We start from the raw sequence: 22,975 nt of genomic DNA on the forward strand, positions 1-22,975 counted from the left end.
CGGGTTACTTAACGACGATATTCTGCGCCCCTTTGACAACCGCTTCAGGGTCTGGCCGCTGAGGAATGCTGATGCCTTTTGCTGCCGCAGGACGTGCGGAAACCTGCTCAACCCAACGAGACAAATTGTCTAAGCCGCCGATGTCAACGCCTGACCATTTATAGGTTCTCACCCATGCCCAGTTTGCCATATCCGCAATACTGTAATCACCTGCAAGATATTCATGGTCTGCCAGACGATTGTCCAGCACGGTAAAGAGTCTTCTCACTTCATGTTGGTAGCGGTCAATGGCTGGTTGAATTTTTTCTGGAAAGTAGCGGTAGAATACGTTGGCCTGCCCCATCATCGGCCCCACACCTCCCATTTGGAACATCAGCCATTGCAGGATGACAGAGCGCTCTTTTGCTGAGCCCCCGTTAAACATCCCACTCTTTTCAGCGAGATATACCAGGATCGCGCCTGATTCAAACACCGTAAAGTCATCGTTTTCCCGGTCAACAATGGTCGGTATCCGGCCGTTGGGGTTTAACTTCAAGTATTCAGGTTGTTTCTGCACCCCAGTTGAAATATCCATGGCAATGACGTGATAGGGCAAACTCATCTCTTCTAGTGCAATGCTTACTTTGTGCCCATTTGGAGTCGGAGACGTATAAAGGTCAATCATAATAATATCTCTATGTTCTTATTAAGTCGTATTAAGCTTTTGCAGAGGGTCGGCTTGATACTTCTTTATACCAGCGTAGCAGATGAACCTGCTCTGGCTTAATCGATAACCTGTTTACCCGATTAAAGTCCACCGTGCATAAGGCCGTTATATCCGCGATAGAGAATTCTTCTCCCGCAACAAAACGGTTGTTGGCCAACTGGTTGTCCAAAATATCAAAGAATTTCTCCGCGTGAGACCTGCACTCACGGCCCCACTCTTCAATCGGGTTCATTCGGTCTTTAAAATAACCACTGCTATGTTGAAAGCACATGCCCGTTGGCATCAAAAAATAAAACTCGACCCAACGCTGCCACATTTCAATAATCGCTTTCTCTTCTGCATCGCGACCAAACAAAGGGCGCTCCGGGTTTGTTTCTTCAAAGTACCTGCAAATAGCCACGCTCTCACAAATAGTCTTTCCGTTATCAAGCTCTAACACTGGCACTTTCATTAGCGGATTTTTTGCACGAAACGCCTCGGTAAGGTTTTCACCTTTCTGCACATCCAGCTCAACAAACTCCATCGGTATATTTTTCTCAGCAAGAAAAATACGTACTCGACGTGGGTTAGGTGCAATTTTCATCTCATAGATTTTCATGACAGTCCTTATAGTGATTGCCTGTAAAACGCATTTTCTGAACGATTGGTTAGAAATATAGAGAATAACTAAACGAATGGTCAAGTATTAAGTTATAATTTCCAACACAGCAGGAATTTATTGGATTTCTCAATGGCTAGACAAACAGCATTTAACCCGGACGAAAAACTTCATTTAGCTATGCAGCTTTTTTGGCAAAAAGGCTACGGCCAAACCTCAATGCAAGAGATCGTAGACACACTGGAGATCAATCGCTTTAGCATTTACAACACCTTTGGCGATAAGCAGCAGCTCTTTATAAAGTCTCTCTCGCATTACCTTGATACGGTGTTTAAAAATCTTATTGCACCGCTCAAAGGCACAGGAAATGGCAAAACCCGATTAGACCAATATTTGCAAAATCTTGGCGAGAAACTGCAGTCGCACAGCGGTCGACTAGGCTGCCTGATTCAGAATACCGGGCTAGAGCTCACCGGGTCAGGAAGTAACATCGAGCGTGAAGAAATCGGCCAACATCTAACGGGGATGTACAGTGCATTACAAAGCGAGCTGGAACGTGCATTTGAGGATGCGCTTAACGAAGGGGATCTGTCCGCACAACGTACTCCTTTACAGTGTGCGGATCATGTTCTTGCGGCCATTCAAGGGCTGATACTGCTGCGGAAGACCTTGAACCAACCAGAGCGGATTAAAGACCAAATGGATTTCTTAAGGTCTACAATCAAAGAGTGGTAGTGGCCGCTTGCTAGTGACACAGTTACTCTTCGTCATCGTCATCCCAGCGTCTCTCCATTTTCTTCATGCGTTTTTCGATCATACGCTGCATTTTCTGTTTTTGCTCTTCGGTTAAAATAGCATATACATCCTGTCTGACCTGAGCGAAGTGCAGCATTTTGGCCTTCATATTCGAGGCCGCCATATCAGCCTGTTCTTCAACCTTCGTCATGAATTGCGGGTCATCCGGGCTTATAGACATCATCGCTTGACGCATACCTCTTCGCGATACTTTATTCGCCTTTCCCTGCGCTTTTGCATTTTTGAGAATAGCCTTAAGCTGAGCTTCCTGGTCATCAGTCATATCAAGCATATCGGACAAGTGCTCCATTCTTTCATAATGGTGCTCGCTTCCATAATGCTTCCCTTTACCAAACCAACCTGAGTCGGCATTGGCCATGCTTGCGGTAAACAGCCCTGCCGCAATAACGGTAGGAATGATCAGTGCAATACGTAACTTCTGTTTAACGGGTTGTTGTTTCATGATATTTCTCCAATGGTGAATCGACGCCGTATTTCAATACCAGCAGGCACTTACAAATCCCCTTGGCATTTGTAAGCTGAATTTTTAATACCGAATCAGTGTACTAAACCGGATGTAAAGCAACGTTTTAAGCGTGTAAAGAAGGTGTAAAGATAGGCGCAGAGGTACTTTACAATTTATTCGCTATGCTAGAATCAAGCTTGTTCAATCGTTAGTAGCCTCAGAATAGAACGTCATGAAAAACTCACCCCGAATACTGCTGGTTGAAGATGATTCAGAAATCAGCGAACTATTAGTCACACTTCTCTCAAATGAAGGGTTTAGCATTAGCTGCGCGTTTAACGGCGACGACGGCTTAACGTCCGCCATTGACAGCGAATTTGATTTAATAATCCTGGATATCATGCTACCAGGACGAGATGGCCTCGACGTATTAAGGGCGCTGCGAAAGGTTAAAACAACACCTGTGCTGATGCTCACTGCAAGAGGTGACGACATCGACCGAATCGTAGGTTTTGAGATGGGCGCCGATGACTATCTGCCAAAACCTTTTAATCCTCGTGAGTTGATCGTTAGAATCAAAGCAATCTTGAGACGGGTAGGGCTGGATCATGCAGAGTCCACCACGACCGCACAAACAAAACTCGCTATCGGCAACATAGAGGTAAGGCCGCAAAGCCGACAAGTATTTCTCGACTCAGACGAAATTGAACTCACCAACGCCGAGTACAATATTCTGGTTGAACTGATGAAGCACCCTGGGGAAGTCATTGAGAAAGGCGAACTGACTCAACGCGCGCTCGACAGAAAATTGACCCTGTATGACCGGGCCATTGACATGCATGTCAGCAACCTCAGAAAAAAACTGGGAGAAACGACAGGCGGGCAACCTCGTATCAAAACCATTCGCGGCGTCGGATATCTGCTTAGAGTCATTGAAGAGCCCAGTCTATGAATAACCGACCGCCCCCCAGTCACGTTAAAGTACACCATAAGCTTTTTCTAAAAATTATGGCGGTATTCTGGATGACAATTATCCTCACCACCATTGCCAACATCACCATCACATCTCAAATCAGCAACATTGAACATAAAGCGGATAAGGTTAGAAGCCAAATTGAGAGTCTCGCCAACGACGGCGTGACCATTTATGAAACGTCTGGAAAAAAAGCGTTGAACAAGTGGTATGAACGCATCTACGACGATTATGAAATTAGTGCAGTGCTTTATCTTCATAGCAGCGATAAAAGCAGCCGCAAGCGCAAGAAGTTAGGTGCCCCTGTGCGCGGGGAAAGAGAAGACGATCATAGAGAAGACGATCATGACCGATATAGAGATCGGCATGATGAGCGGGAGGGTCGCTCACACGACAGAGAAGAAGTAGAGTACGACGAAAAAGCGGCCCCCAGAAAACACTTTGATTTCCGCCGCCCCCCTATTAACCCGAGGGTTTCAGTTATATCTCCGAGTGGCCAGCGATACCTTTTTAAGGTACTTCCATCACCCTACCTATATAAAACACTTAGATCTTCCAATGAATTCCGCTGGCTGCGCTTGGGCGTGACACTGCTCATTATTCTTATTGCATCACTCTGGCTTGGCAGGCACGTGGTTAAGCCGGTCATCACCCTCAAGCAGGCAAGTCAGAAAATGGCAACCGGTGAATTGTCAGCCCGAGTGGGGGCACGTGTTGGCAGTAGAAAAGACGAACTGGGGGAACTGGGCCGTTCCTTTGATGAGATGGCCGACCAGTTGGAAAAGACTATTACTGGGCAGAAGCAGCTACTAAGGGATATTTCTCACGAAATAAGAACACCGCTCACCCGGCAACGCATTGCCATAGACCTGGCACGCGAACAACTCGCTGAAGACGACCCCTCTCTCTCAATGCTCAACAAGATTGAGACCCAGAACAACAAACTAAATGAACTTATCGAAAACCTGCTGACCCTGAACCGGCTTAATGAAGGTGCAAGTCAGCTACCGATGGAGCTAGTAGATTTGCCCCCTCTATTAGCTGAGCTATTAGATGATGCGGAGATCGAAGCCCGAACAAAAAAAATTAACATGCAGCAACAGGGACTTAGCAAAGCGCTGATCAACGGCAACCGCATACTGCTCGCCAGAGCATTTGAGAATATTGTAGGCAATACACTCAAATACAGCCCGGAAAGTGCCATTGTTTCAGTTGATATCTCATCAGTAGATGGTGGGATACTGGTGGCAATAGAAGACCAGGGGCCCGGCCTCAGCGAAGAAGAAATCAAACACGTCTTTACCCCGTTTTATCGAGCGGATAACTCACGCACTCAGTCAACCGGTGGGTATGGGCTTGGTTTATCAATCGTCAAAAAAGTGATTGATTTACATGGCGGTAACGTTGAGCTGCAATCGCCCGAAACCGGCGGCCTTTGTGTACGGGTTTTCCTTCCTTTGCCACAGGGCAATAACCGCTAGTTAGTGATCAAACACATAACCCACTGATCGACGACTCCTGAAATATAGCGGTTTTTTCGGGTCATCTTCAAAGTATTTTCGAAACCGTGCGACAAAGTTATCGACCGTTCTGGTGGTTAAACTTTTTGATACCCCCCAGGCGACTTCGAGTATTTCTCCCCGGGTAAGCACTTTCCCTCTGTTGGCAACAAACAACCTGAGCAACCGTAGCTCTTGCTCTGTTAGCAATATCTTCCGGCCCTCATGAAAAGCAACCCCGTGCTCGAAATCTATTTCGTTAGAGCCAAACGTGTAATTTCCAGGTGGGTTTGATGGCTCAGGAGACGCGTCATCAGTTAACCAACCGTTACGTTTTAGTAAGCGGTCAACCCTGAGCAAGAATTCATCTAAATTAAAGGGCTTCGACAAGTAGTCATCAACACCATGTGACAGTCCGTTAATGCGATCTTCTGCCGAGTTTCTAGCTGACAGTATTAACACCGGAAGACGCTCATCTTCCAACCGAATACTTTTCAACACGGCAATGCCGTCAATGCCGGGTAACATAATATCCAGTACAACCAAGTCAGGCTGCCACTGTTTCCAATCAATCAGCGCGGCCGACCCCGTCGTTGATATTTTGACATCATAGCCTTGTAGCTGAAGGTTTATTCTAATCCCATCGGCAATATGAGATTCATCCTCAACGACTAAAATACGCTGACGGGCTATCGGCTTATCTTCTTGTGTTGAGCTACCCATTTTGCCTACCTGTGTTATTTGATGTTCGCCTGTTGCTCAGCGGAACGGTCAAAACAAAAGTCGCTCCCTTCCCTGCGCCATCACTTATCACGCTGATCTTGCCACGATGCGCCTTTGCAATATTCTCTACAATATAAAGCCCCAGACCGCTGCCCTTTGCAGACATCACATTGGAGTCACCGACTTGATAAAACTTTTTGAAGATTTTACGGTGCTGAGACCGGTCAATACCCACACCATTGTCGACAAATTTGATGGCTAGGTGGCGTGACCTTTCTGCAAACTCAACGCTCAGACAAGGCGTATCGGAGTGATTATATTTAAAGGCATTAGTCGCTATATTAATCAGTAGCATTTCAAACAATGGCGGGTTGATAGCAATATTATAGGAGCCGCCCTCAGGGCAAATAACATCGATACAGCCCTTATGAAACAGATGTGCGTTTCGGCGATAGAAAGACGAGACAAATTCAACGGCGTCACGGGCGACAAACTCACCTTTAAACTGTTTGCTTTCAATACTCCCCAAATCAAGAATATTGCTGATATTGTCCGATAAACGATGAACATCCTGAAGCATATAGCCAATAAACTGCTGCTGGTCAGCTTTGCTCAGCTCGTGCTTTTGAAAGGTTTCCAAATACAGCTTTAAAGACGTTACTGGCGTTTTTAGTTCGTGCGTAAAGTTATTAATAAAGTTGTTCTGCAGCCGGTAAAGCTGCTGCATTTTCTGGTTGTAGACAAATGTCATAGACAGACCTGTGAGAATCAAACCAACCAATAAAGAGAGCACAACAATAACCAGTACAGTTTGAGATTCAAAAACCTGCCTCGGATCAAGGTCAAACTTAAGGACGACATCATCTAACCCGCTACTGATTTCTATATACCAGTAGATATAAAGCACAAAAGACGATACCAGCGCGATAATGGAGAAAATAAAAATAAATATCGCGTTGGGCATGAGCTTATTTCGTTTCACAACCCCTTCTCCTCAAACCATCTTAAAACAGGCATAGTTGGCTTTGCCGTTCATTAGAGACATCATAACATGGGGGGTAAATAAGGCATTCATTCATGGACAAGGGGCGCAGCCATAGCTGGATAGATAATTTTGCTGGCGCACCACCCTTTGATGCAGTGCCTTTTAGCATTGAAGATGCTGAGTAACGAGATATTGATTGCCCCGATGTAAACAAAACAATTCTGTTGGCTTACAGCTGGCGCAAAGTCTGGTAGAGCGAAGGGTAAAATCACTAATTAAAGGAAGGCCAATCACTCGCCTGCCTTTAATTAGTTTAATATAGTCATTTGGCGGCGACAGTCGTATGCGTCCTTTGAAGCCTGCCTGCATCACTCAGCATCTGCTCCGATACAAATATTTTCTCAAACTCTCGCAATAACCGTGGGCTTCCTTCCCCTAACTTATGCTGGTATATCGCATCAAACGCCAACACATTTTTAACATAACGCCGGGTTTCATCATAAGGTATTGTCTCGACCCAGACGTCAATTGGCAGCGCCGCTGACGACTTTATCCACTTTTTTACTCTGTGAGGGCCTGCATTGTAGGCGGCGGTAGCTAATGCTCTGTTATTGTTAAACCGCTCATACATAGAGGCAAGGTAAGTCGAGCCTAACGTTATGTTGTATTGAGGGTCATACAAGGAGTTTTTGGACGGTTTTAAGCCTATTTTTTTTGCCGTCTGCCGGGCCGTTGCGGGCATCAACTGCATCAAGCCTCTTGCACCAGCACCTGAGCGAGACTTCTCTGCAAATGCGCTCTCCTGGCGAGCAATCGCAAACAACCAGGATGACTCCAGGTTCACCTGTGATGCAGCATCAATAAACGTCTGCTTATGCGGGGTCGGAAAGCGAATAGACAGGTCATTCCAGTGGTCAGCTGCTATTACCGCAGTAATCGCACGATTATGCCACCCCCACTGATAAGCCAGCTTTGCCAGTGACATCAGACCAGCCGGACTCTCTTTTTTACGCGCCAGATACTGCCACTCCCGCTTTGCAGTATTGGTATGCCCAATACTGAGAAACTCTTTCGCCCGATCTATTTCAGGCCGACGACCAAGCGCCTCATACACATCCAGTGCGACTGGCAAGGGCAAATGAGTCAGGGTTAAGGGCTTACCCAGAAACTCCGCAGCCAGAAAGCCGTAATAGCTTCGTGTATCTGCCAACCTCTCCAGCTGAACCTTGTCTAAGCGAGGCACATCCATATTGAGCGCTAAATAAGCCTTATGTTTCCAGTAGTGCCACTTTTGTTTCATGCCATCTGTTTTTTCAAGCGCCCTGATCCACTTAAGAACAGACGCCCAGTCACGACTTCTCAGACTGACGCGAATTTGCCACTCCAGCACCTCACGAGAGTCATAGTCTGAAGGCAACGATGCCAACAAACTGCTGGCAGAATCATCATACTGTCGAGCCAGGCCAAGATAAATGCGCTTTTCCAGCTCAACCACTTCTGACGGGGCAAAATCAAATCGGCTACGATGCACGTTCCAATACTTTAGTGCGGCATCGGGTCTACGGCGGATGCGGCGCTTGATACCGTGCAGCACCACCTCTTTCATGTAAGGGTTAGCTGTAGGGAAAAGCTTGGTACTGCCGAGAATATTGGGGTTCTTGTGCACCCAAATCATAGTCGAAGCCGCTTTGTGCTGATCACCTTTGAGAAAGTTACTGGCGTAGCTGGCCAGTGATGTGTGACCCTTTCTCAATGCCAACTTAACACGCTCATATGCAAACTCCGGCTTGAAATAGGCGGACTTTAGCCAGAGCTTGAATAGAGGGTCACAGGCTTTAGGTGACGAACTGCCAACAACCCAGGCGTCGGCAGTCATTTCAAAAGCCTTATCCTGCTCCCCCGAGCGGTAGAGCGCCCGCAAGTAATAGCAGTTAAGTGTGCGTGACTGAATAGTATCGTCATAATTATCAAGAAATTGCGCCCACTCCCCTCTTCCCGGCAGGCTTAACAACCACTCATATTTTAAACGAGCACTGATCGACTGGTCTGGGTAGCGTGCTAAAAAGGCCTTAATTGATTGCGTGTCTTTATACTTCCCATGCTTTATACGTTGATACTCAAGATAAGGGCTTAAAACGTAATCGGAAATAGATTCACTGAGAGATTTAAAGGTGTCTACTTTTCCTGCACTCAAAGCATCCAGCGCAGCCAGGTAGGTTTGCTGGGTCGTATTGAGCTGAGCTACCAACGGTGCGGGTAACAGCAAAGTAAAAAATGTTAGCAGTACTGCATTTTTGATCATGGTATTCCCAAAATAACATTCGTCCTCTTACTAACCCATACAGTGTAGTGGCAGAGTTTGTTGGGCTCGAGAAATACCGGTTAACGACTTAAATAGGACAATTATAGACTCATAAGATTCACAGCCTACTACTAATTTTTTTAATGGCAATAGGTAATACCCACAAAACTTAAATATCAGCCTCAATTTTATGGGTGTGCTCTCATCAAACTTAGCGCGACTCCCAACTTTCCCACTTGGTTGTAGCCTTGTATGCAGTGAGGAACGAACGGAATCAGGGTTTTCTTTTCGGTGCTTGAAATACCACTGTGGATAATCAAGACTCCGTGTTTGACCTTGATTCCAGTCGTACCTCCTTTCATCACGGCTACATAGGAAGCGTTTTGAATACCTCAGAAAAAGTCGAGCATCGCACTATACTTAGCTATCAATCGTCAAAAAGCTAATCAAATTTAGCTCGGTCGTGGGGACGACCAAAGTTTTCCAGAGGCCCTAAAGGCACAATACCCGTTGGGTTTATCGTCAAGTGGCTGCCATAGTAGTGTGTTTTGGTGTATTCGAGATCAACCGTCTCTTTAACACCCGGTACTTGGTATAGCTCTCTCAAATAGTGACTTATATTCTCAAACTCGCTTAACTTCTGGCGATTACACTTAAAATGCCCATGATAAACAGCATCAAAGCGTACCAGTGTGGTAAATAAGCGCCAATCAGCCTCGGTAACCGTATTACCAACCAGGTAACGTTGGGCACTTAAGCGTTCTTCTAACCAGTCCAGCGAATCAAACAGTGAGTGATAAGCGTTCTCGTACGCATCCTGAGTTGTCGCAAACCCGGCACGGTATACCCCGTTGTTGATAGTGTTATAAACTCGTTCATTAACAACATCAATTTCAGCGCTTAACGCTTCAGGGTAATAATCATCGGTATTTCCGGTCAGCCCATTAAATGCTGAATTAAAAATTCGAATAATCTCTGCTGACTCATTATTCACGATTGACTCTGTTTTTTTATCCCAGAGAACAGGCACAGTCACCCGCCCTTGGTAGTCGGGTGCCGCTTTCAGGTAGAGTTGGTAGAGGTAGTTTAACCCATACAAAGAGTCGCCCGATTCGCCAAACTCCCAGCCATTTTCCAACATTTTAGGTTGCACTACACTGACCGATACAATGTCTTCAAGCTGCTTAATTTTACGAAAGATAAGTGTTCGATGCGCCCAAGGACAGGCCAGCGAGACATATAGATGGTAGCGTCCCTTTTCTGGTTTGAAAGAAGCGCCCTCTTCGGATGACAGGTGATTTCTAAACCGGCTTTCCTGACGAACAAATTCCCCCTTTGTCTTATCAGTTGAATACCACTTGTCTACCCACTGACCATCTACAATTAAGCCCATACATCCCTCTCTTGAAGCCCATTAGCCAGTTGCTACGGGGTTCAAATTGTTAAACGTTAGCCCTCATAATACATTCACATTAGCGATTGATTTATTCATATTGCAACCTTTTTCAATCAAAATATCCAATCAATAAGCAGCCAAAACAGCCTTAACGGAACTTAACTGAGCTAAATTTGGCTTGCGGAGTCAGTACGTGCATTTCTCTTAGTGTCAGTAGCTCCAGCTCGACCTCTTCTCCATTTTCACAACAGAAAAGCAGCACCTCCTGCTTATTTGGGGAACCAGCCTTTATTAGGGTTGTCTGTGGAACCCCCACATAGCTTTCACCCGCATTCGATAAAAGCTTTACTTTATAGCGATATAAACAAGCGATTTCGAGGTAGTCATGCAGGTCGCAACTCAATATCTTACTCATACATTCACCTGCCACCGATTCATTTCACCCTCTGTAAATTCACGTTCGACAACGGCCAACCGGGTGCGGTCTGGCGCTCACCGTATACCGTGCTGGCTTAGCCATTTTTTCAGTTGCACCAACGGGACAGCGCCAGCCAGGCGGGCAACCTCCTTGCCACGCTGAAATAGAATTAACGAAGGTATCGACTGAATTTTCCACCGTCCTGCCAGCGACTTATTCATTTCTGTGTTAAGTTTAGCAAAGCGTACCTTAGGCTCCAGTTCTTTAGCCGCCTGCTCAAAGACTGGCGCAAAGCTCTTGCAAGGCCCGCACCATGGCGCCCAGCAGTCAACCAGCACAGGTATTTCATTATGATTGAGAACCGCGGCGACATTAGCCCCGGATAACTCCATTGCCTTACCTGTGAACAACGGTTTTTTGCACTTCCCGCAGTTAGGGTTATGCGTCAGGCGATCGCTAGGTAAACGGTTGGTGGTATTGCATTTTGGGCAAGTAACATTAGTAGTGGACATAATGGTATTTATTTCACTGAATATGAGGAGGTTTCAACAACGATTAGTCATGATTATATTAGTAATACAATGCTAAACAAACCTCACCAAATTCAACGAAAATTGAACACTCACCACAAATAACTTAAATACCGCTACTCCCTGCTCTTTTGGGCTTTGTCCAGGTCATTTAACATGTTTAAATATGCTCATTCACACAGTCTGTCCACACCTCCTTAACCTAGGGATGACAACAGGCAGATCGGTTATTAAGTTCAGTTTACGGAAACATTGATGTTTCGATTTTTTACCATCAGAAAAACCATTGGCATAATGCTAACTGCCCTGTTCTTTTTTACCAGCGTCGGCGTCACGGCTTATCTGGTACATGACCGTTACACCGCGGAAAAACAGCAGATAATCAACAATGTTGTCCAGAGTGTTCGTAGCGGTGCCCAACAGCAGTTTGCCATTTACTACCAGGACACCAGCGTATTGCGGGGGTTGCTAGATGAGTTTATGAGCGCTCCAATGGTCGAATATGCTTCGGTGTATGACAGGCTAGGAAACGTCATCACTAGCAGAACTCAACACAACGACCAAAAACTTCCTGATAATTTTACTCAAGTTCGGGAAGAGTACTCATCATTTGATGTGACCCAAACAGAGCGTGACAGCCCCTTCACAGACGCTACTCTCATTGAAGTCTCAGTGCCTGTATTTTCATTTGTAAACCCATACCAGGACAACATTAGCCGGGAAATGTTTGGGGAGACACTTGCTCAAGCCCGCAATCGGGGAGCGCAAAACATCCTCGGTTATTATGTGCTCGGCATTAGTCAGCAACAGCTGCAACAAAATATGTTGGGGTATGCAACGAAAGTCGCTGCCATCTGCTTCGCACTCTTTCTTGTGGTGATATACATCGCTCTGATGATCACTCACCGCATTACGGCGCCACTGGCAAATCTTGCGCAACTTGCTGATGATATTGCAGATGGCAAGTTAGACAAAACGTTTAGAACGCAGGGCTCTGGCGAAGCACGCCAAATTGCAGGCATGTTAAATCTGGTATTGTCTGATTTGAGTTCACACAAAGCAAAAATGGATGTCGAGAGCCAATTGTTGAGTATGAAAGTTGAAGAGCGGACAGAGCAGCTTTCCAAGCGAAACGAAGAGCTGAACCAAGCAGTGCAACAAGTGACGCAAGCAAAAGATCGCATGAGGCAGCTTGCTTATTATGACAGTCTAACCTCGTTGCCCAACCGGCAGCTGTTCACCGAGCAACTGGATCTACTGCTTAAAATTTCAAAACGGGAACAATCCAATATCGCGCTGTTATTTCTGGATCTGGACAATTTTAAGCGCATCAACGACTCACTTGGCCACACGGCAGGCGATATGTTACTGCGGGAAGTGGGCGCAAGGTTATCTAACTGTATTCGAGAAAGTGACCTTATTTCTCAATATTTTGATGGCGAATCAAAAATTGATGTATCAAGACTGGGAGGCGATGAATTTACCGTCGTTCTCAACAAACTTGACGAACCAAAAACTGCGGGCATCGTCGCTGAGCGGCTATTAGAGTCACTGCAAGCCCCCATGTTAATTGAAGGCCATGAGATTGTTATTACGCCAAGCATTGGCATTGCTATCGCCCCGCAGGACGCCTCCACCGTAAAGGATCTTCTCAAGCGCGCGGATACCGCAATGTATCATGCAAAAACAACAGGGAAAAACAGCTTTAGCTTTTACTCCAGCGCAATGAAAGGTACCTCTGTCGGCCGCCTAAAGCTGGAGGCAGACCTGCGCCGAGCAGTAGAGCGCGAAGAGATGACCCTGCATTACCAGCCACAAGTTAACATTGAAACCGGTGAAATCTCCGGTGCAGAGGCACTCATTCGTTGGAACCACCCAGAGCACGGCTTGGTATCACCCGCCCGTTTTATTCCCTTGGCAGAAGAGATGGGGCTAATCGTGCAGCTAGGCGCCTGGACACTATTAGAGGCTTGCAGGCAGTGCAAGGCATTTCATGAACAAGGGTTGAAGCTCCCCAAAATAGCGGTCAATGTATCAAGCTTACAGTTCAACTCGGCCTTTATCGAGCTGGTCAAACAGGTCTTAATCGAAACACAGCTAGAACCCAAGCTTCTTGAGCTTGAACTAACTGAAGGGGTTATTATGAGCAATGCAAAGGCCTCCGTGCAGGCCTTGCATGAACTCAAAAGCCTCGGCTGCACACTGTCGGTTGATGACTTTGGCACCGGCTATTCGTCGTTAAGTTATCTCAGTCGTTTCCCGCTGGATGAGCTTAAGATCGACCGCAGCTTTGTAATTGATTACGACAAAAGTGAAAATAATGCGAGTTTAGTCAGCGCTATTATCGCAATGGGAAAGAGCCTTAATCTGCGCATGGTAGCCGAAGGTGTTGACGATATAGAGCAGTTTCACTTTCTGCGTAAGCAAGGTATCCAGATAATACAGGGTTACATTTTTAGCCGGCCCATTCCCGGAGAAGCGTTTACCAGGCTGCTCACTGATGAGCCGTTCAAGCAGCAAATATTAGAAATGACTGAAGCCGCAACAGACTAGCCAACAGGCGATAAAGCAAATGCCGATTTTTACTAAACATGGATCAGCATCCACCCCCGGCGCCTTAATAGCAGAAGCAAAGGGGCTCGACCAGCTGAGGCAGGCATTGAACCAGTGTGGCAATCACTACCTCAGGGTTCCTAACGTATTTAAGGTGACTGAAACGACTCTTGAAACGTCAGAAATTAGAGTTCAGTCGGCCTCCCAAGCACAGATGGTACAGTTAGGGAAAGGGCTAGCGCAGCTGCACCATATCAAGCAGCCACACTATGGGCTCAACGAAGATAACTTTATTGGTCTTAACCCACAGGCAAATAAGATCAGTCAAAACTGGGGGGATTTTTTTGTAACAAACCGACTTCAGTATCAGGTCAGCTTGATCAAGCAACATTCAGTCAGAGGCGAGTTCGATAAAATATTGTCATCGCTTCAGCACAAGCTTATAGATTTTTTGAACCTTCATTGTGAACATGCAAGCCTTGTTCACGGCGACTTGTGGTCAGGTAACGTGCTGTTTGACCAAGACTCGGTATGGCTGATAGATCCTGCTATTTATTATGCCGACAGAGAAGTCGACCTCGCGATGACTGAGATGTTTGGTGGTTTTAGCAGAGCGTTTTATCAATCATACGATAGTGAATATCCTCGCACCGCTGCATACCAACAAAAGAAGGTATTTTATAACCTTTATCACTTCTTAAATCACTACAACTTGTTTGGTAACAGCTACCTGCCCGCCTGCGAAGCCGGGTTCAATGCCCTGGGAAGTCTTTAACCGGGTTATTTGGAGAGCCTTTAGCGGTATTACTCAGGAGTGTCTTTAACGACATTATTCTAGAGAGCCTTTAGCGGTATTACTCAAGAAAGCCTTTAGCCATGCTCCGTTTTGACAATGAGTCTAATCCAGCTGCGCCAGCAAATCCTGGCTATAGTCGTCTGCACTAATGGTTAAACCAAGGCTCTCAATCTTGTTGTCCAGCGCCTTCATCTGTTCCTTCAACTCAGTCAGCGTCAAGTCGTTGTCATCCAGTTTGTAGACCTGGTAAGAGCCCTCTAAGTTAAACTTCATAATAGTTAATGCGCCAATATCATTTTCTTCTGCAGCACTCTTAACCTTTGAGTACTTACGATAGATTCGGTTAAGCTCCTGCTTAAGCTTCCAAACATACATCACCTCGCGCATATAGGGGTGCGAGCTGTAATGTCGTAAACCAAGGCCGACAAGGCTTGCAGCAACGACAACGCCTATCAAGTTAAGCACGAAGTTAGAGCCTCCCAGCTCGCCAAACATAGCTATTAGCAACGTAGAACAACCAAGCCCAAGAGCCATCAGTGTCACAATAACCACCGCAATCGCTCTATTAAGATGCTTCCGGTAAGTGGCTTTGTCGATTGTTTGTAGGTGCATGGGAGAGTTTTATCTATAACAGAAAAGGATGGCTATTATAGCACTCGAATTGGCGACATATTAGCTAAAACTGCACAGACTTAAGATGCATAACTCAATAAGAGCAGCAGAAGAATGAGTATAAGTGAATAAAAAAGAAGGGGGATATACAAAAAACCCCGGAGAATCCGGGGTTTTCAGTCAATCGGGATTAATCTACAAAAGATTCACCCAAACTAACTTGTGCATGATGGTGCTTATGACTTACGCGCTAAACGTAAACCAAGAAGACCTAAACCAAACAATGCAACAGAAGCAGGCTCTGGAACAGAAGCCTTAATTTCACGAATCAACTTCTGCTCGATTCCAGCTTGGAAATCAGAAAATGTGTCAGCGTGCAACTGGAATGCATTCGTTCCACCAATTACGTTATCGGTGTAGTAGCTTTGCAGTCCGTATGCGTTACCAATGGTAATACCGTTAATAGTGTCAACACCCATTGCTAAAGCTGCATCACGTGCAGTGGCCGGGTTTACACCTGTGTTATTTTTGCCGTCGCCAGAAACGTCCATTACCTGACGCGCACTTTCATAGTTGTTATTGAAAAACAGGTCATCACCGTAATCAATAGCTGAGCCGATACCAGTACTACCACCGAAGCTTCTGGTTGTTCCATCCAGCAAATCTGCAAATGCGTAAGCAGACGCGTAGCTGTCGATCAATGTCCAGTCAACCTTAGTTGCTTGCTGTGAACTACCTGACCACTCGATATACTGAACAGCGATGCTACCCGTTCCTCCAGCAAGAATTGCGTCGATTACGCTGCTTGAACGAAATGCATCTGAGTAACCCTGAAGCTGCAGCTGGTACTCGCTAGAGTTGACACTGCCAGATACATCGGCCAAAAGTTGCAGCTCTAGGTCTACAGTGATTGGGCTCGCCTGTGCTGCACCAGAAAGTAAAGATGCACCAATGATTGAAGAAGCTAATATTTTTTTCAACATAATAATAATCCCGATTTAAACGATTCCTTTTCGTGCTATCTAAAATAGCTCCCCAGCATAAGCATAAAACACACCAACATAAAATTAAAAATTACTTATCAGCAACTTAACAACGAATACTTCACTTCATTTCTATTACAATGTAAAAATATTCGACAAACTACTTCCCTAGCTGAGCCCATTTTTTCAGCAGCGCCACAACCTTGTCAGCATACCCGTTCATTACCTCCTCGTTTATCGCTGGCGAGGGGCCAGTAAAGCAGAGTGTTAGCGCCCCATTTAAAGTGCTGGCGGTAATATTCATTCCCGCGCCAGAGACATGAAAAGCGGCGTATATTTCATACCCTGTAACGGTTAAGGTTTGGCAGCTAAAGTCAACTCGCCCCAGGTTTGCAAAACTAATAGGCGTCGCAAGAGGCTTCTCACTGCTGTCTAAAAACATCTTCTTGAGCCCCTTAAACCCAGCCAACTGATAGATACGTAAAACTTTCCAGTGCTGATCCTCTTCCAGCGCAGCGGTAACGCCTGACGCGATCTGGTCACCCAGCAGCCATGGAGCCTCTTGATAAGCAGAATCAATACACTGCTGATCTACCTTAACCATTCCCGTAACACCCGACGAAAAACTGCCTGCCACCTTATTGCTCAATGGCGGGTCAATTTTATCTCTCACGTTCACAGTAGTAACAAACGGCATGGCAAAATCATCACCTATATTGCTTAGGTTTCCCGCGTCTTTAGAGTCTGATAAAAAAGCACTCACCGTTGCTGCGCCGACCAAGCCATGAATACTTTTATTGCTTTGTTTTACCAATGAGAGCAAATGACCGAAGTGACCCTTCTCCAGGGTTCGGTAGGTCGAACGGCAGCGGTGCTCTTCTGCTGGCACATTGTCCCCCACCTTAAATGCCAACCCTTGATCAGCCAGTTTTTGCGCTTTAACAAAGGTAGATAGCATACCAAGCGAGCGAAAAGCCCCAAAGAATCCCGATATTTTCTTTGGCATGTAACTCCACAAAGAAGGCGCAATTGCGCCATCATACGCATCCAACAACTGACTGCCATCCATTGCCTCAAGCCAGCGGTTTAGTAGATAGTGCACCGAGGTGCCATCCGACAAGCCGTGATTAATACTAAAAACCAGACAGTGCTCCAGGTCTCTTGAGAGCAGCCTTGCTCGCCACAGCAAATGCCCTCGCTGAAAAGGCTGATTAAGTAACGATTCTCTGACCTTGGCAGCGCTCTGAGCTATATCGTCACCCTCAGCTAGCGTTAGCTGTTCAAAGGGAACGCCTTCTGAGTCTACTTCGACCGCGTAATAATTTTCAGGCTGTCCCTCTGGATGTAACCATTCAATGCCTACTCGCAATGAGGGCTCAACAGACATGAGTTTGGAGAAACCATCCATTGCTTGCTGATAAGACAGACTTCCCCGTAAGCGTAAACAGGCAACAATGTTACCCGCTCCAGGAGAAAGCTCTGCATAAATCGGGAAGCTGGCTTCATGAATACTTAATGCTCGCTGAATAGTGTTCATTACTCGCCTACCTCCTGAGCGCTAATATCCTTTGCCATCTGAGCACCCGCTTTTGACATATCAGCTTTTTGAGGCAAGGCTTCGACCTTAAACTGAAGCGCTGTCTTAGTCGTCCAGACTAGCGATAAAGCAGGCTCTACTTTTTGCCCTTCTGGCCAGCTGAAACGGTATGATCTCAATAACTGTCCTATAATGACCGCCGCCTCAATCATCGTAAACCGGTGGCCTACACAGATACGGGGCCCCAGGCCAAATGGGGCAAAGGTAAACTTCTCCCGCCGGGATTCGACCTCTTCATCAAAGTGCGAAACATCAAAAAAGCTGGCATTATCTCCCCAATACTTCGGGTCTTTCTGCATGGCTCCCAGCATAATGAGAATCGGGGAATCTTTCTTAACCGCATAATCACCCAGCATTAGATCCTCTGAAGCGGATCGCAGCATAATGGGTATGGGGGGGCGAAGCCTCAGGGTCTCTTTCATGACTTTATCCAGCAAAGTCAGTTTCTGGTAATCGTCATAGTCGATATCTTGTTTATCGCCCATCACCTGATTCAGCTCGTCTCTCACCTGTTCCTGCAATTCAGGGTGCGTCGCCAGGTAATACATCGTCCACTGCAAAAATGCGCCGGTCGTTTCATGGCCGGCAGCTATAAAGGCGTGTACTAGCTGAATCAGCTCATCGTCCCCTATGTGCTTGCCGTTGTCATCTGTCGCAGTCAGTAGCTGCTGCATCAATACCTTGGCTTCTGCGCGCCCTTCTCGGTGGTCGCGAATTATCTCTTCAAATATTTTTCGCTGGCTCATCAACAAACGATCCAGACGATAGTTCGAAGGCAGCGGAAGCTTCTTCCAGTATTTAGTTCTTTGAATACGCGTCATTAACTCTTTACAAGCCACTTCCTGTGCTTCCAGCAGCGGGTCTGTCTTTTCACAGGGTTTTAACGAAGCAATACGATAGTCAAAGCCTACGTGACATATAATGGCCAACGAAACACGATTAAAGAATCCTTTACCATCAACCTCTTTAGCGTCAGACAGATCCGCCACCGCTCGATGCGATATCGCATTCATATCAACCATCATCGACTTAAGCTGCTCGGGTCTAAACGCCGGCATCACCAACTGCCTTTGCCGAAGCCACTGCTTGCCTTCAGTCACCAGAATCCCCTGATCACCTCCAATCGCTTTCATCTCATCGACCGCATCCCCTGTTTTCGGGAACCTCTCCCGATCACTCATCAATATCTGCTGAATCATCGCTCGATCAGAGACCACAACCCAGGGCTTATTAAGGATATTAAGCTGGAAAATGTCGCCATAGGTTTCACGCAGTTGCATCATGGAGTCATACATACAGCCATGCTGCCCTTTGGCCATCAAGGGTAGATGCCCCAGTAAACCACTCGGAGGAGTAGGAATAGGTTTACCTTTTAATGCGGATGCGGCAGCATCCTTGTTAGCATAACGTGTAATCAGCCAGGCCGGCAGCACAACCAAGTCCATCACCAGTGCGATCAATATCGTCACCGAAGTCATCAGTCCTAAATCAGCATTAGCACTGTAATGAGAAAAGCTAAGGGCACCGAAGCCTCCTGCGAACACCAGCGTGATGGTGATCATTGCCATGCCGGTAGTCGATAAGGTCTCACGCACAGCCATTTCAACACTCATGCCCGCCTTTCTCGATTCATTAAATCGGTGCAGGAAGTGAATCGTATCATCGACGACCAACCCTAGCGTTAGCGTGGCAACAGCTGCAACACCAATACCGATTCGCCCATCAACCAAACCCCAGAAGCTAAACGCCAAAAGTGCAGGGAGAATATTGGTAAGCACACTGACGAACCCCAAACTCCAGGAACGCAACGCAATAATCAAAATGGCCGAGATCAGCAACATAGTGAAGAACGTGCCATAAACCATGGATGGAATATTCTGTTGCGCCATTTTTGAGAACATCAGGTCTAAGCCTGCCCCACGACTATGCATCGCTTCAGGGGCATTATCTCTTAACCACTGCTCGGCCCGCTCATTAAAACGAATCATGCTGTTGGAGTCCGACTCATAGAGGATGGCAATCAATAAGGTACTGCTCTTATCCATGCTCACAGTGTTGGTTAAGCCTTGTCCGAACGGCAGAGACAGCTCATACAGCAATGCGTACTGGGAGGCTAGCGCCAGATCATCCGGCACACGATAGAAACTCTGCTGATTTTCATTCATCGCTTTATTGATGCGTTTCTGGATATCGGTATAACTGCCGACATAAGCGACCTCCGGCTGCTTTCGTAACCAGTTTGAATACGCTTCCAGCACCGCAAGATATTCAGGCTGGTGAACGCCATTCTCGCTGCCCGAATCAATGGAGTATAGCAGGCGGTGCAGCCCACCAATTCGCTCGTTCAAAAAGTCGTTCGCCTGCCTGAAGCTAAATGTTTCATCCATATATTCTGTGAACATTTCGTTCAGCTCATTACGAGGCAAACCAAGAGCAATGAGCAATACGATTCCACTTAGCCCTGCTGCCAGAATCGCTTTGCGATAGTTAATAACCAGATTACTCCAAGCCAGCATAAAACGTTTTGATTTAACCTGAGCACGGCCCGGTTTTATCGGCAGAAGCAACACAAATGCAGGCAGCAGTGTTACACAGAGCGCAAATGCCACCATGACGCCTGCGGCGACGATGTTGCCAAGCTCTCGGTACATGGGGGATTCATGAAAGTTAAGACAAGCGAAACCAATCGCGGTGGTGATGCTGGTGAGCAGTACCGATTTGAAGTTATGGCTCAAAGCAAGGCGCATTGCATTTATTTTCGGCTGCCCGGCTCGATAGTACTGAAAAAAACTAACCATTAAATGAACACAGTCTGCCACGGCAATGGTCATAATCATGGTGGGGGCAAACGAGTTAACAGAGTTAATATCGCCATTAAACCAGGTTTTGAACCCCATGGTGATGGTCGTCGAAAAGGTCACAATGGTCAGCGTAATTACCGTCGCCCAGACACTACGCATTAAGGTAATCAGCAAAAAAACCATGATCGCATACCCGACCGGGATGAGCGTTATGACATCTTGTATTGTGGCACCAGCAAACGCCTCTGCGTTTTCTACTGTACCAGTAACATAGAAACTCAGCTCAGGGTGCTCACCCCGTGCTTGTTCAACAATCTGGTGTACATAATCAGAAATTTCTGATGTTTCCCCCACAGGGTTATCAGAGATCTCAAAGGTCATAAAAACAGTCGCCGCCCTGGCATCTTCTGCAATATAGTTTCCTACCAGTGCAGGCGTAGACATTATGACCTGCTTGGCCTCTTCAATTTGCTCAGCAGAAAGCGCGGCGGGGGTTTCCAGAATCTGCGATACAACCAGTTCGTCCTCAAGGCCTTCGGTATGGTTGTAATTGATGATTGAGTCAACTCGCGAGGAGTACGGGGCCATCCAGGCTTTTTCTGTTAGCCCGTGCAGTGCTTGCAACGCCGATGGCGTAAACAGGTCACCCTGTTCGGTTCCAACAATGATCACCATATTGTCGTATTTGGAATAGGTGGCTTCCTGCTCATTCATCGCCATCAACAGTGGATCATCACCATCAAAAAATGCTTTGTATGACGTATTGAGCACTGCATTTTTATAACCCACGCAGGCAAGCAGGGTAATAATCGAGACCCATAGCAAAACCTGTTTCGGCTTTGCTAACATCAGTTCGATAAATTGCTGAGGCATTACTATTCTCCGAGTATACGGCTACAACCATCACCCTAAAAAGAGATGAGATCATCATTATTAAACGTGGCGGTTTTGACTTGCTCCATTCATTAAAGCAAAGATCTAAAAAACTGCTGAGAGCGAACACTAAATGCACAATTGTACCATATAAAAATAACAAGGTGATTAAGTAATAACGCTCAGAATAGATCCAGGTAAAAGCGACTAAGCCTGGCTGACCGCCTTAGGCTCGAGGGTAAACATGAACCTAGGGTAGGTACCCAGCTGGTAGCGCACATGGTAACGTGCAAATCGCTGCAAAGGAGGGAAGTCATAACATTTATGAGGCAGCGTTATTTCGGACTCATAATCGCCCAAAACATAATCTTCGAAAACCTGAATATGAGTCAGCATCAACACGTCGTAACGGTCTATATGATCAATTCCCGGCATATTAACCACCACCGTGTTGAACTCTAAGTTAGCCCCATCACTCCCCTTTTCCGATAGACCTGCAACGATATTGGCTGGAGATAGCGTAAAAATAGTCCCTATGGGTTGTCTAAACACCGAGGGTGTTCGCAACATTGACTTGGCGCGCTGGCGACTGCTCTTCGCTGAGGCATTTTTTTCTATTTGCTTTCGTTCATTATCCCATTGAGCCAAACATAGTTGTACGTCTATCTGCTCTGGAATAAAGATACCTTTTTCACATAGCTGGGGGGCAAGATTAGCGGTTACCGCGACCTGTGGTTCTTGCTCAAGTGCCTTTTGCATCACCTCCGCAACAATAATGTGCAAATCCTCAGGGTGCTGGTATGTACACGCATCACCTTGAGTGAGGCTTACCGCGTAGTCGTCCATTCCTAACTGACTCAACAACCGACCAACACTATCTAAAGAGCGCTGGTGAATGTCCAGCAAATGCAGCTCTAACTCGTCAGACTCGAACTGGGTCATCAGTGGAAGTAACAGCGTTGCAAAGGGGCCGCAACCTGCATAGAGGATTTTCAGTTTCTGAGCCGGAAACCTCAGTTTAGCGACATTGATAGCCGCATAAACACCCCTTATAAAAACGACACTTCTCTGATAGTCGTGAATACAATATGCCGCAGCCTGAGGATTAATCGCTACGCCATAATCTAAAAATGAATCCTCCGCCCAGGCATCAAAGCTGGTGTCAGGCTTAACTCCAGTAATACTGCTGCACAAATGTGAAAATTCATCCAACGCGAGGCAAACATCCTGGTGCGAACTGTCCTCATCTAGAAGGGTTGCGGTAATAGCAGAGAGCTGGGTTGAACGCATCGGTGTCTCTTTACTGGTTATTGACGACGACAGGGTAACGCATTTTTAATTGGCTGGTAAGCGTAACACCCTGCCTCAT

Annotated in this window: 19 protein-coding genes; 5 read left to right on the forward strand and 14 right to left on the reverse strand. The window is 46.4% G+C overall.

Going from position 1 to position 22,975, the window contains the following annotated elements:
* Positions 1–4: 4 nt before the first annotated feature.
* Positions 5–664 carry a glutathione S-transferase family protein gene (locus MY523_RS14265; protein ID WP_250655362.1) on the reverse strand — a complete coding sequence of 220 codons (660 nt, stop codon included), beginning with the start codon at positions 662–664 and terminating at the stop codon, positions 5–7.
* A 31-nt stretch (positions 665–695) separates the two neighbouring features.
* Positions 696–1,304, reverse strand: coding sequence for a glutathione S-transferase family protein (locus MY523_RS14270; RefSeq protein ID WP_250655363.1), 609 nt, complete (start codon positions 1,302–1,304; stop codon positions 696–698).
* Positions 1,305–1,436: 132 nt separating this feature from the next.
* On the opposite strand from MY523_RS14270, the gene MY523_RS14275 reads away from it, so the two are divergent.
* Positions 1,437–2,039 carry a TetR/AcrR family transcriptional regulator gene (locus tag MY523_RS14275; RefSeq protein ID WP_250655364.1) on the forward strand — a complete coding sequence of 201 codons (603 nt, stop codon included), beginning with the start codon at positions 1,437–1,439 and terminating at the stop codon, positions 2,037–2,039.
* 22 nt (positions 2,040–2,061) lie between these two features.
* Here the strand turns inward: MY523_RS14275 and MY523_RS14280 are convergent, their stop codons facing one another.
* On the reverse strand, positions 2,062–2,562 hold the full coding sequence (locus tag MY523_RS14280; protein WP_250655365.1) for a Spy/CpxP family protein refolding chaperone: 501 nt from the start codon (positions 2,560–2,562) through the stop codon (positions 2,062–2,064).
* 235 nt (positions 2,563–2,797) lie between these two features.
* Between MY523_RS14280 and MY523_RS14285 the strand changes: the two genes are divergently transcribed.
* Both MY523_RS14285 and MY523_RS14290 read left to right on the forward strand, forming a co-directional pair.
* Positions 2,798–3,517: a response regulator transcription factor gene (locus tag MY523_RS14285; RefSeq protein WP_250655366.1), complete on the forward strand. Its 720-nt coding sequence runs from the start codon at positions 2,798–2,800 to the stop codon at positions 3,515–3,517.
* Positions 3,514–5,019 (forward strand): sensor histidine kinase, encoded by a 1,506-nt coding sequence (locus MY523_RS14290; RefSeq protein WP_250655367.1) that lies wholly within the window; start codon positions 3,514–3,516, stop codon positions 5,017–5,019. Before MY523_RS14285 ends, MY523_RS14290 begins: the two co-directional genes overlap by 4 nt.
* On the opposite strand, the gene MY523_RS14295 is transcribed toward MY523_RS14290, so the two are convergent.
* The 6 genes from MY523_RS14295 to trxC all read right to left on the reverse strand — a co-directional run bounded on the left by MY523_RS14295 (position 5,020) and on the right by trxC (position 11,373).
* The gene (locus tag MY523_RS14295; protein ID WP_250655368.1) at positions 5,020–5,760 is read right to left on the reverse strand and encodes a response regulator transcription factor; all 741 of its coding nucleotides are present in this window, start codon (positions 5,758–5,760) and stop codon (positions 5,020–5,022) included.
* Positions 5,753–6,742 carry a sensor histidine kinase gene (locus MY523_RS14300; RefSeq protein ID WP_250655369.1) on the reverse strand — a complete coding sequence of 330 codons (990 nt, stop codon included), beginning with the start codon at positions 6,740–6,742 and terminating at the stop codon, positions 5,753–5,755. Before MY523_RS14300 ends, MY523_RS14295 begins: the two co-directional genes overlap by 8 nt.
* A gap of 325 nt (positions 6,743–7,067) precedes the next feature.
* On the reverse strand, positions 7,068–9,047 hold the full coding sequence (locus MY523_RS14305; RefSeq protein WP_250655370.1) for a transglycosylase SLT domain-containing protein: 1,980 nt from the start codon (positions 9,045–9,047) through the stop codon (positions 7,068–7,070).
* A gap of 442 nt (positions 9,048–9,489) precedes the next feature.
* Positions 9,490–10,440, reverse strand: a complete 951-nt coding sequence (locus tag MY523_RS14310) for a glutathione S-transferase family protein (RefSeq protein ID WP_250655371.1) — start codon at positions 10,438–10,440, stop codon at positions 9,490–9,492.
* A 151-nt stretch (positions 10,441–10,591) separates the two neighbouring features.
* The gene (locus MY523_RS14315; RefSeq protein WP_250655372.1) at positions 10,592–10,858 is read right to left on the reverse strand and encodes a Rho-binding antiterminator; all 267 of its coding nucleotides are present in this window, start codon (positions 10,856–10,858) and stop codon (positions 10,592–10,594) included.
* Positions 10,859–10,935: 77 nt separating this feature from the next.
* Positions 10,936–11,373: a thioredoxin TrxC gene (gene trxC / locus MY523_RS14320; protein ID WP_250655373.1), complete on the reverse strand. Its 438-nt coding sequence runs from the start codon at positions 11,371–11,373 to the stop codon at positions 10,936–10,938.
* Positions 11,374–11,646: 273 nt separating this feature from the next.
* Between trxC and MY523_RS14325 the strand changes: the two genes are divergently transcribed.
* On the forward strand, positions 11,647–13,944 hold the full coding sequence (locus MY523_RS14325; RefSeq protein ID WP_250655374.1) for an EAL domain-containing protein: 2,298 nt from the start codon (positions 11,647–11,649) through the stop codon (positions 13,942–13,944).
* Positions 13,945–13,963: 19 nt separating this feature from the next.
* Positions 13,964–14,719 carry a fructosamine kinase family protein gene (locus MY523_RS14330; RefSeq protein WP_250655375.1) on the forward strand — a complete coding sequence of 252 codons (756 nt, stop codon included), beginning with the start codon at positions 13,964–13,966 and terminating at the stop codon, positions 14,717–14,719.
* A 123-nt stretch (positions 14,720–14,842) separates the two neighbouring features.
* Here MY523_RS14330 and MY523_RS14335 read toward each other — a convergent pair whose 3' ends face one another.
* From MY523_RS14335 to MY523_RS14355, 5 genes are all read right to left on the reverse strand, one after another.
* Entirely contained in the window at positions 14,843–15,352 is a 510-nt protein-coding gene (locus MY523_RS14335) for a DUF3087 domain-containing protein (protein ID WP_250655376.1), read from the reverse strand.
* A 236-nt stretch (positions 15,353–15,588) separates the two neighbouring features.
* The gene (locus MY523_RS14340; RefSeq protein ID WP_250655377.1) at positions 15,589–16,335 is read right to left on the reverse strand and encodes a DUF1194 domain-containing protein; all 747 of its coding nucleotides are present in this window, start codon (positions 16,333–16,335) and stop codon (positions 15,589–15,591) included.
* A 160-nt stretch (positions 16,336–16,495) separates the two neighbouring features.
* Positions 16,496–17,872, reverse strand: coding sequence for a phthiocerol/phthiodiolone dimycocerosyl transferase family protein (locus MY523_RS14345; protein WP_250655378.1), 1,377 nt, complete (start codon positions 17,870–17,872; stop codon positions 16,496–16,498).
* On the reverse strand, positions 17,872–21,606 hold the full coding sequence (locus tag MY523_RS14350) for a cytochrome P450 (RefSeq protein WP_250655379.1): 3,735 nt from the start codon (positions 21,604–21,606) through the stop codon (positions 17,872–17,874). The genes MY523_RS14345 and MY523_RS14350 overlap by 1 nt, the downstream gene beginning before the upstream one ends.
* 207 nt (positions 21,607–21,813) lie before the next feature.
* Entirely contained in the window at positions 21,814–22,896 is a 1,083-nt protein-coding gene (locus MY523_RS14355) for an SAM-dependent methyltransferase (RefSeq protein WP_250655380.1), read from the reverse strand.
* Between the last annotated feature and the right edge of the window lie 79 nt (positions 22,897–22,975).

Origin of the sequence: Alkalimarinus coralli (assembly GCF_023650515.1) — a bacterium.
Classification (GTDB): Bacteria; Pseudomonadota; Gammaproteobacteria; order Pseudomonadales; family Oleiphilaceae; genus Alkalimarinus; species Alkalimarinus coralli.

Coding starts and splice junctions, on each gene's coding strand:
- MY523_RS14270 (WP_250655363.1), bottom strand. CDS start 1,304: ATGAAAATCTATGAGATGAAAATTGCACCTAACCCACGTCGAGTACGT.
- MY523_RS14345 (WP_250655378.1), bottom strand. CDS start 17,872: ATGAACACTATTCAGCGAGCATTAAGTATTCATGAAGCCAGCTTCCCG.
- MY523_RS14315 (WP_250655372.1), bottom strand. CDS start 10,858: ATGAGTAAGATATTGAGTTGCGACCTGCATGACTACCTCGAAATCGCT.
- MY523_RS14275 (WP_250655364.1), top strand. CDS start 1,437: ATGGCTAGACAAACAGCATTTAACCCGGACGAAAAACTTCATTTAGCT.
- MY523_RS14295 (WP_250655368.1), bottom strand. CDS start 5,760: ATGGGTAGCTCAACACAAGAAGATAAGCCGATAGCCCGTCAGCGTATT.
- MY523_RS14355 (WP_250655380.1), bottom strand. CDS start 22,896: ATGCGTTCAACCCAGCTCTCTGCTATTACCGCAACCCTTCTAGATGAG.
- MY523_RS14280 (WP_250655365.1), bottom strand. CDS start 2,562: ATGAAACAACAACCCGTTAAACAGAAGTTACGTATTGCACTGATCATT.
- MY523_RS14305 (WP_250655370.1), bottom strand. CDS start 9,047: ATGATCAAAAATGCAGTACTGCTAACATTTTTTACTTTGCTGTTACCC.
- MY523_RS14335 (WP_250655376.1), bottom strand. CDS start 15,352: ATGCACCTACAAACAATCGACAAAGCCACTTACCGGAAGCATCTTAAT.
- MY523_RS14265 (WP_250655362.1), bottom strand. CDS start 664: ATGATTGACCTTTATACGTCTCCGACTCCAAATGGGCACAAAGTAAGC.
- trxC (WP_250655373.1), bottom strand. CDS start 11,373: ATGTCCACTACTAATGTTACTTGCCCAAAATGCAATACCACCAACCGT.
- MY523_RS14330 (WP_250655375.1), top strand. CDS start 13,964: ATGCCGATTTTTACTAAACATGGATCAGCATCCACCCCCGGCGCCTTA.
- MY523_RS14350 (WP_250655379.1), bottom strand. CDS start 21,606: ATGCCTCAGCAATTTATCGAACTGATGTTAGCAAAGCCGAAACAGGTT.
- MY523_RS14285 (WP_250655366.1), top strand. CDS start 2,798: ATGAAAAACTCACCCCGAATACTGCTGGTTGAAGATGATTCAGAAATC.
- MY523_RS14290 (WP_250655367.1), top strand. CDS start 3,514: ATGAATAACCGACCGCCCCCCAGTCACGTTAAAGTACACCATAAGCTT.
- MY523_RS14325 (WP_250655374.1), top strand. CDS start 11,647: ATGTTTCGATTTTTTACCATCAGAAAAACCATTGGCATAATGCTAACT.
- MY523_RS14310 (WP_250655371.1), bottom strand. CDS start 10,440: ATGGGCTTAATTGTAGATGGTCAGTGGGTAGACAAGTGGTATTCAACT.
- MY523_RS14340 (WP_250655377.1), bottom strand. CDS start 16,335: ATGTTGAAAAAAATATTAGCTTCTTCAATCATTGGTGCATCTTTACTT.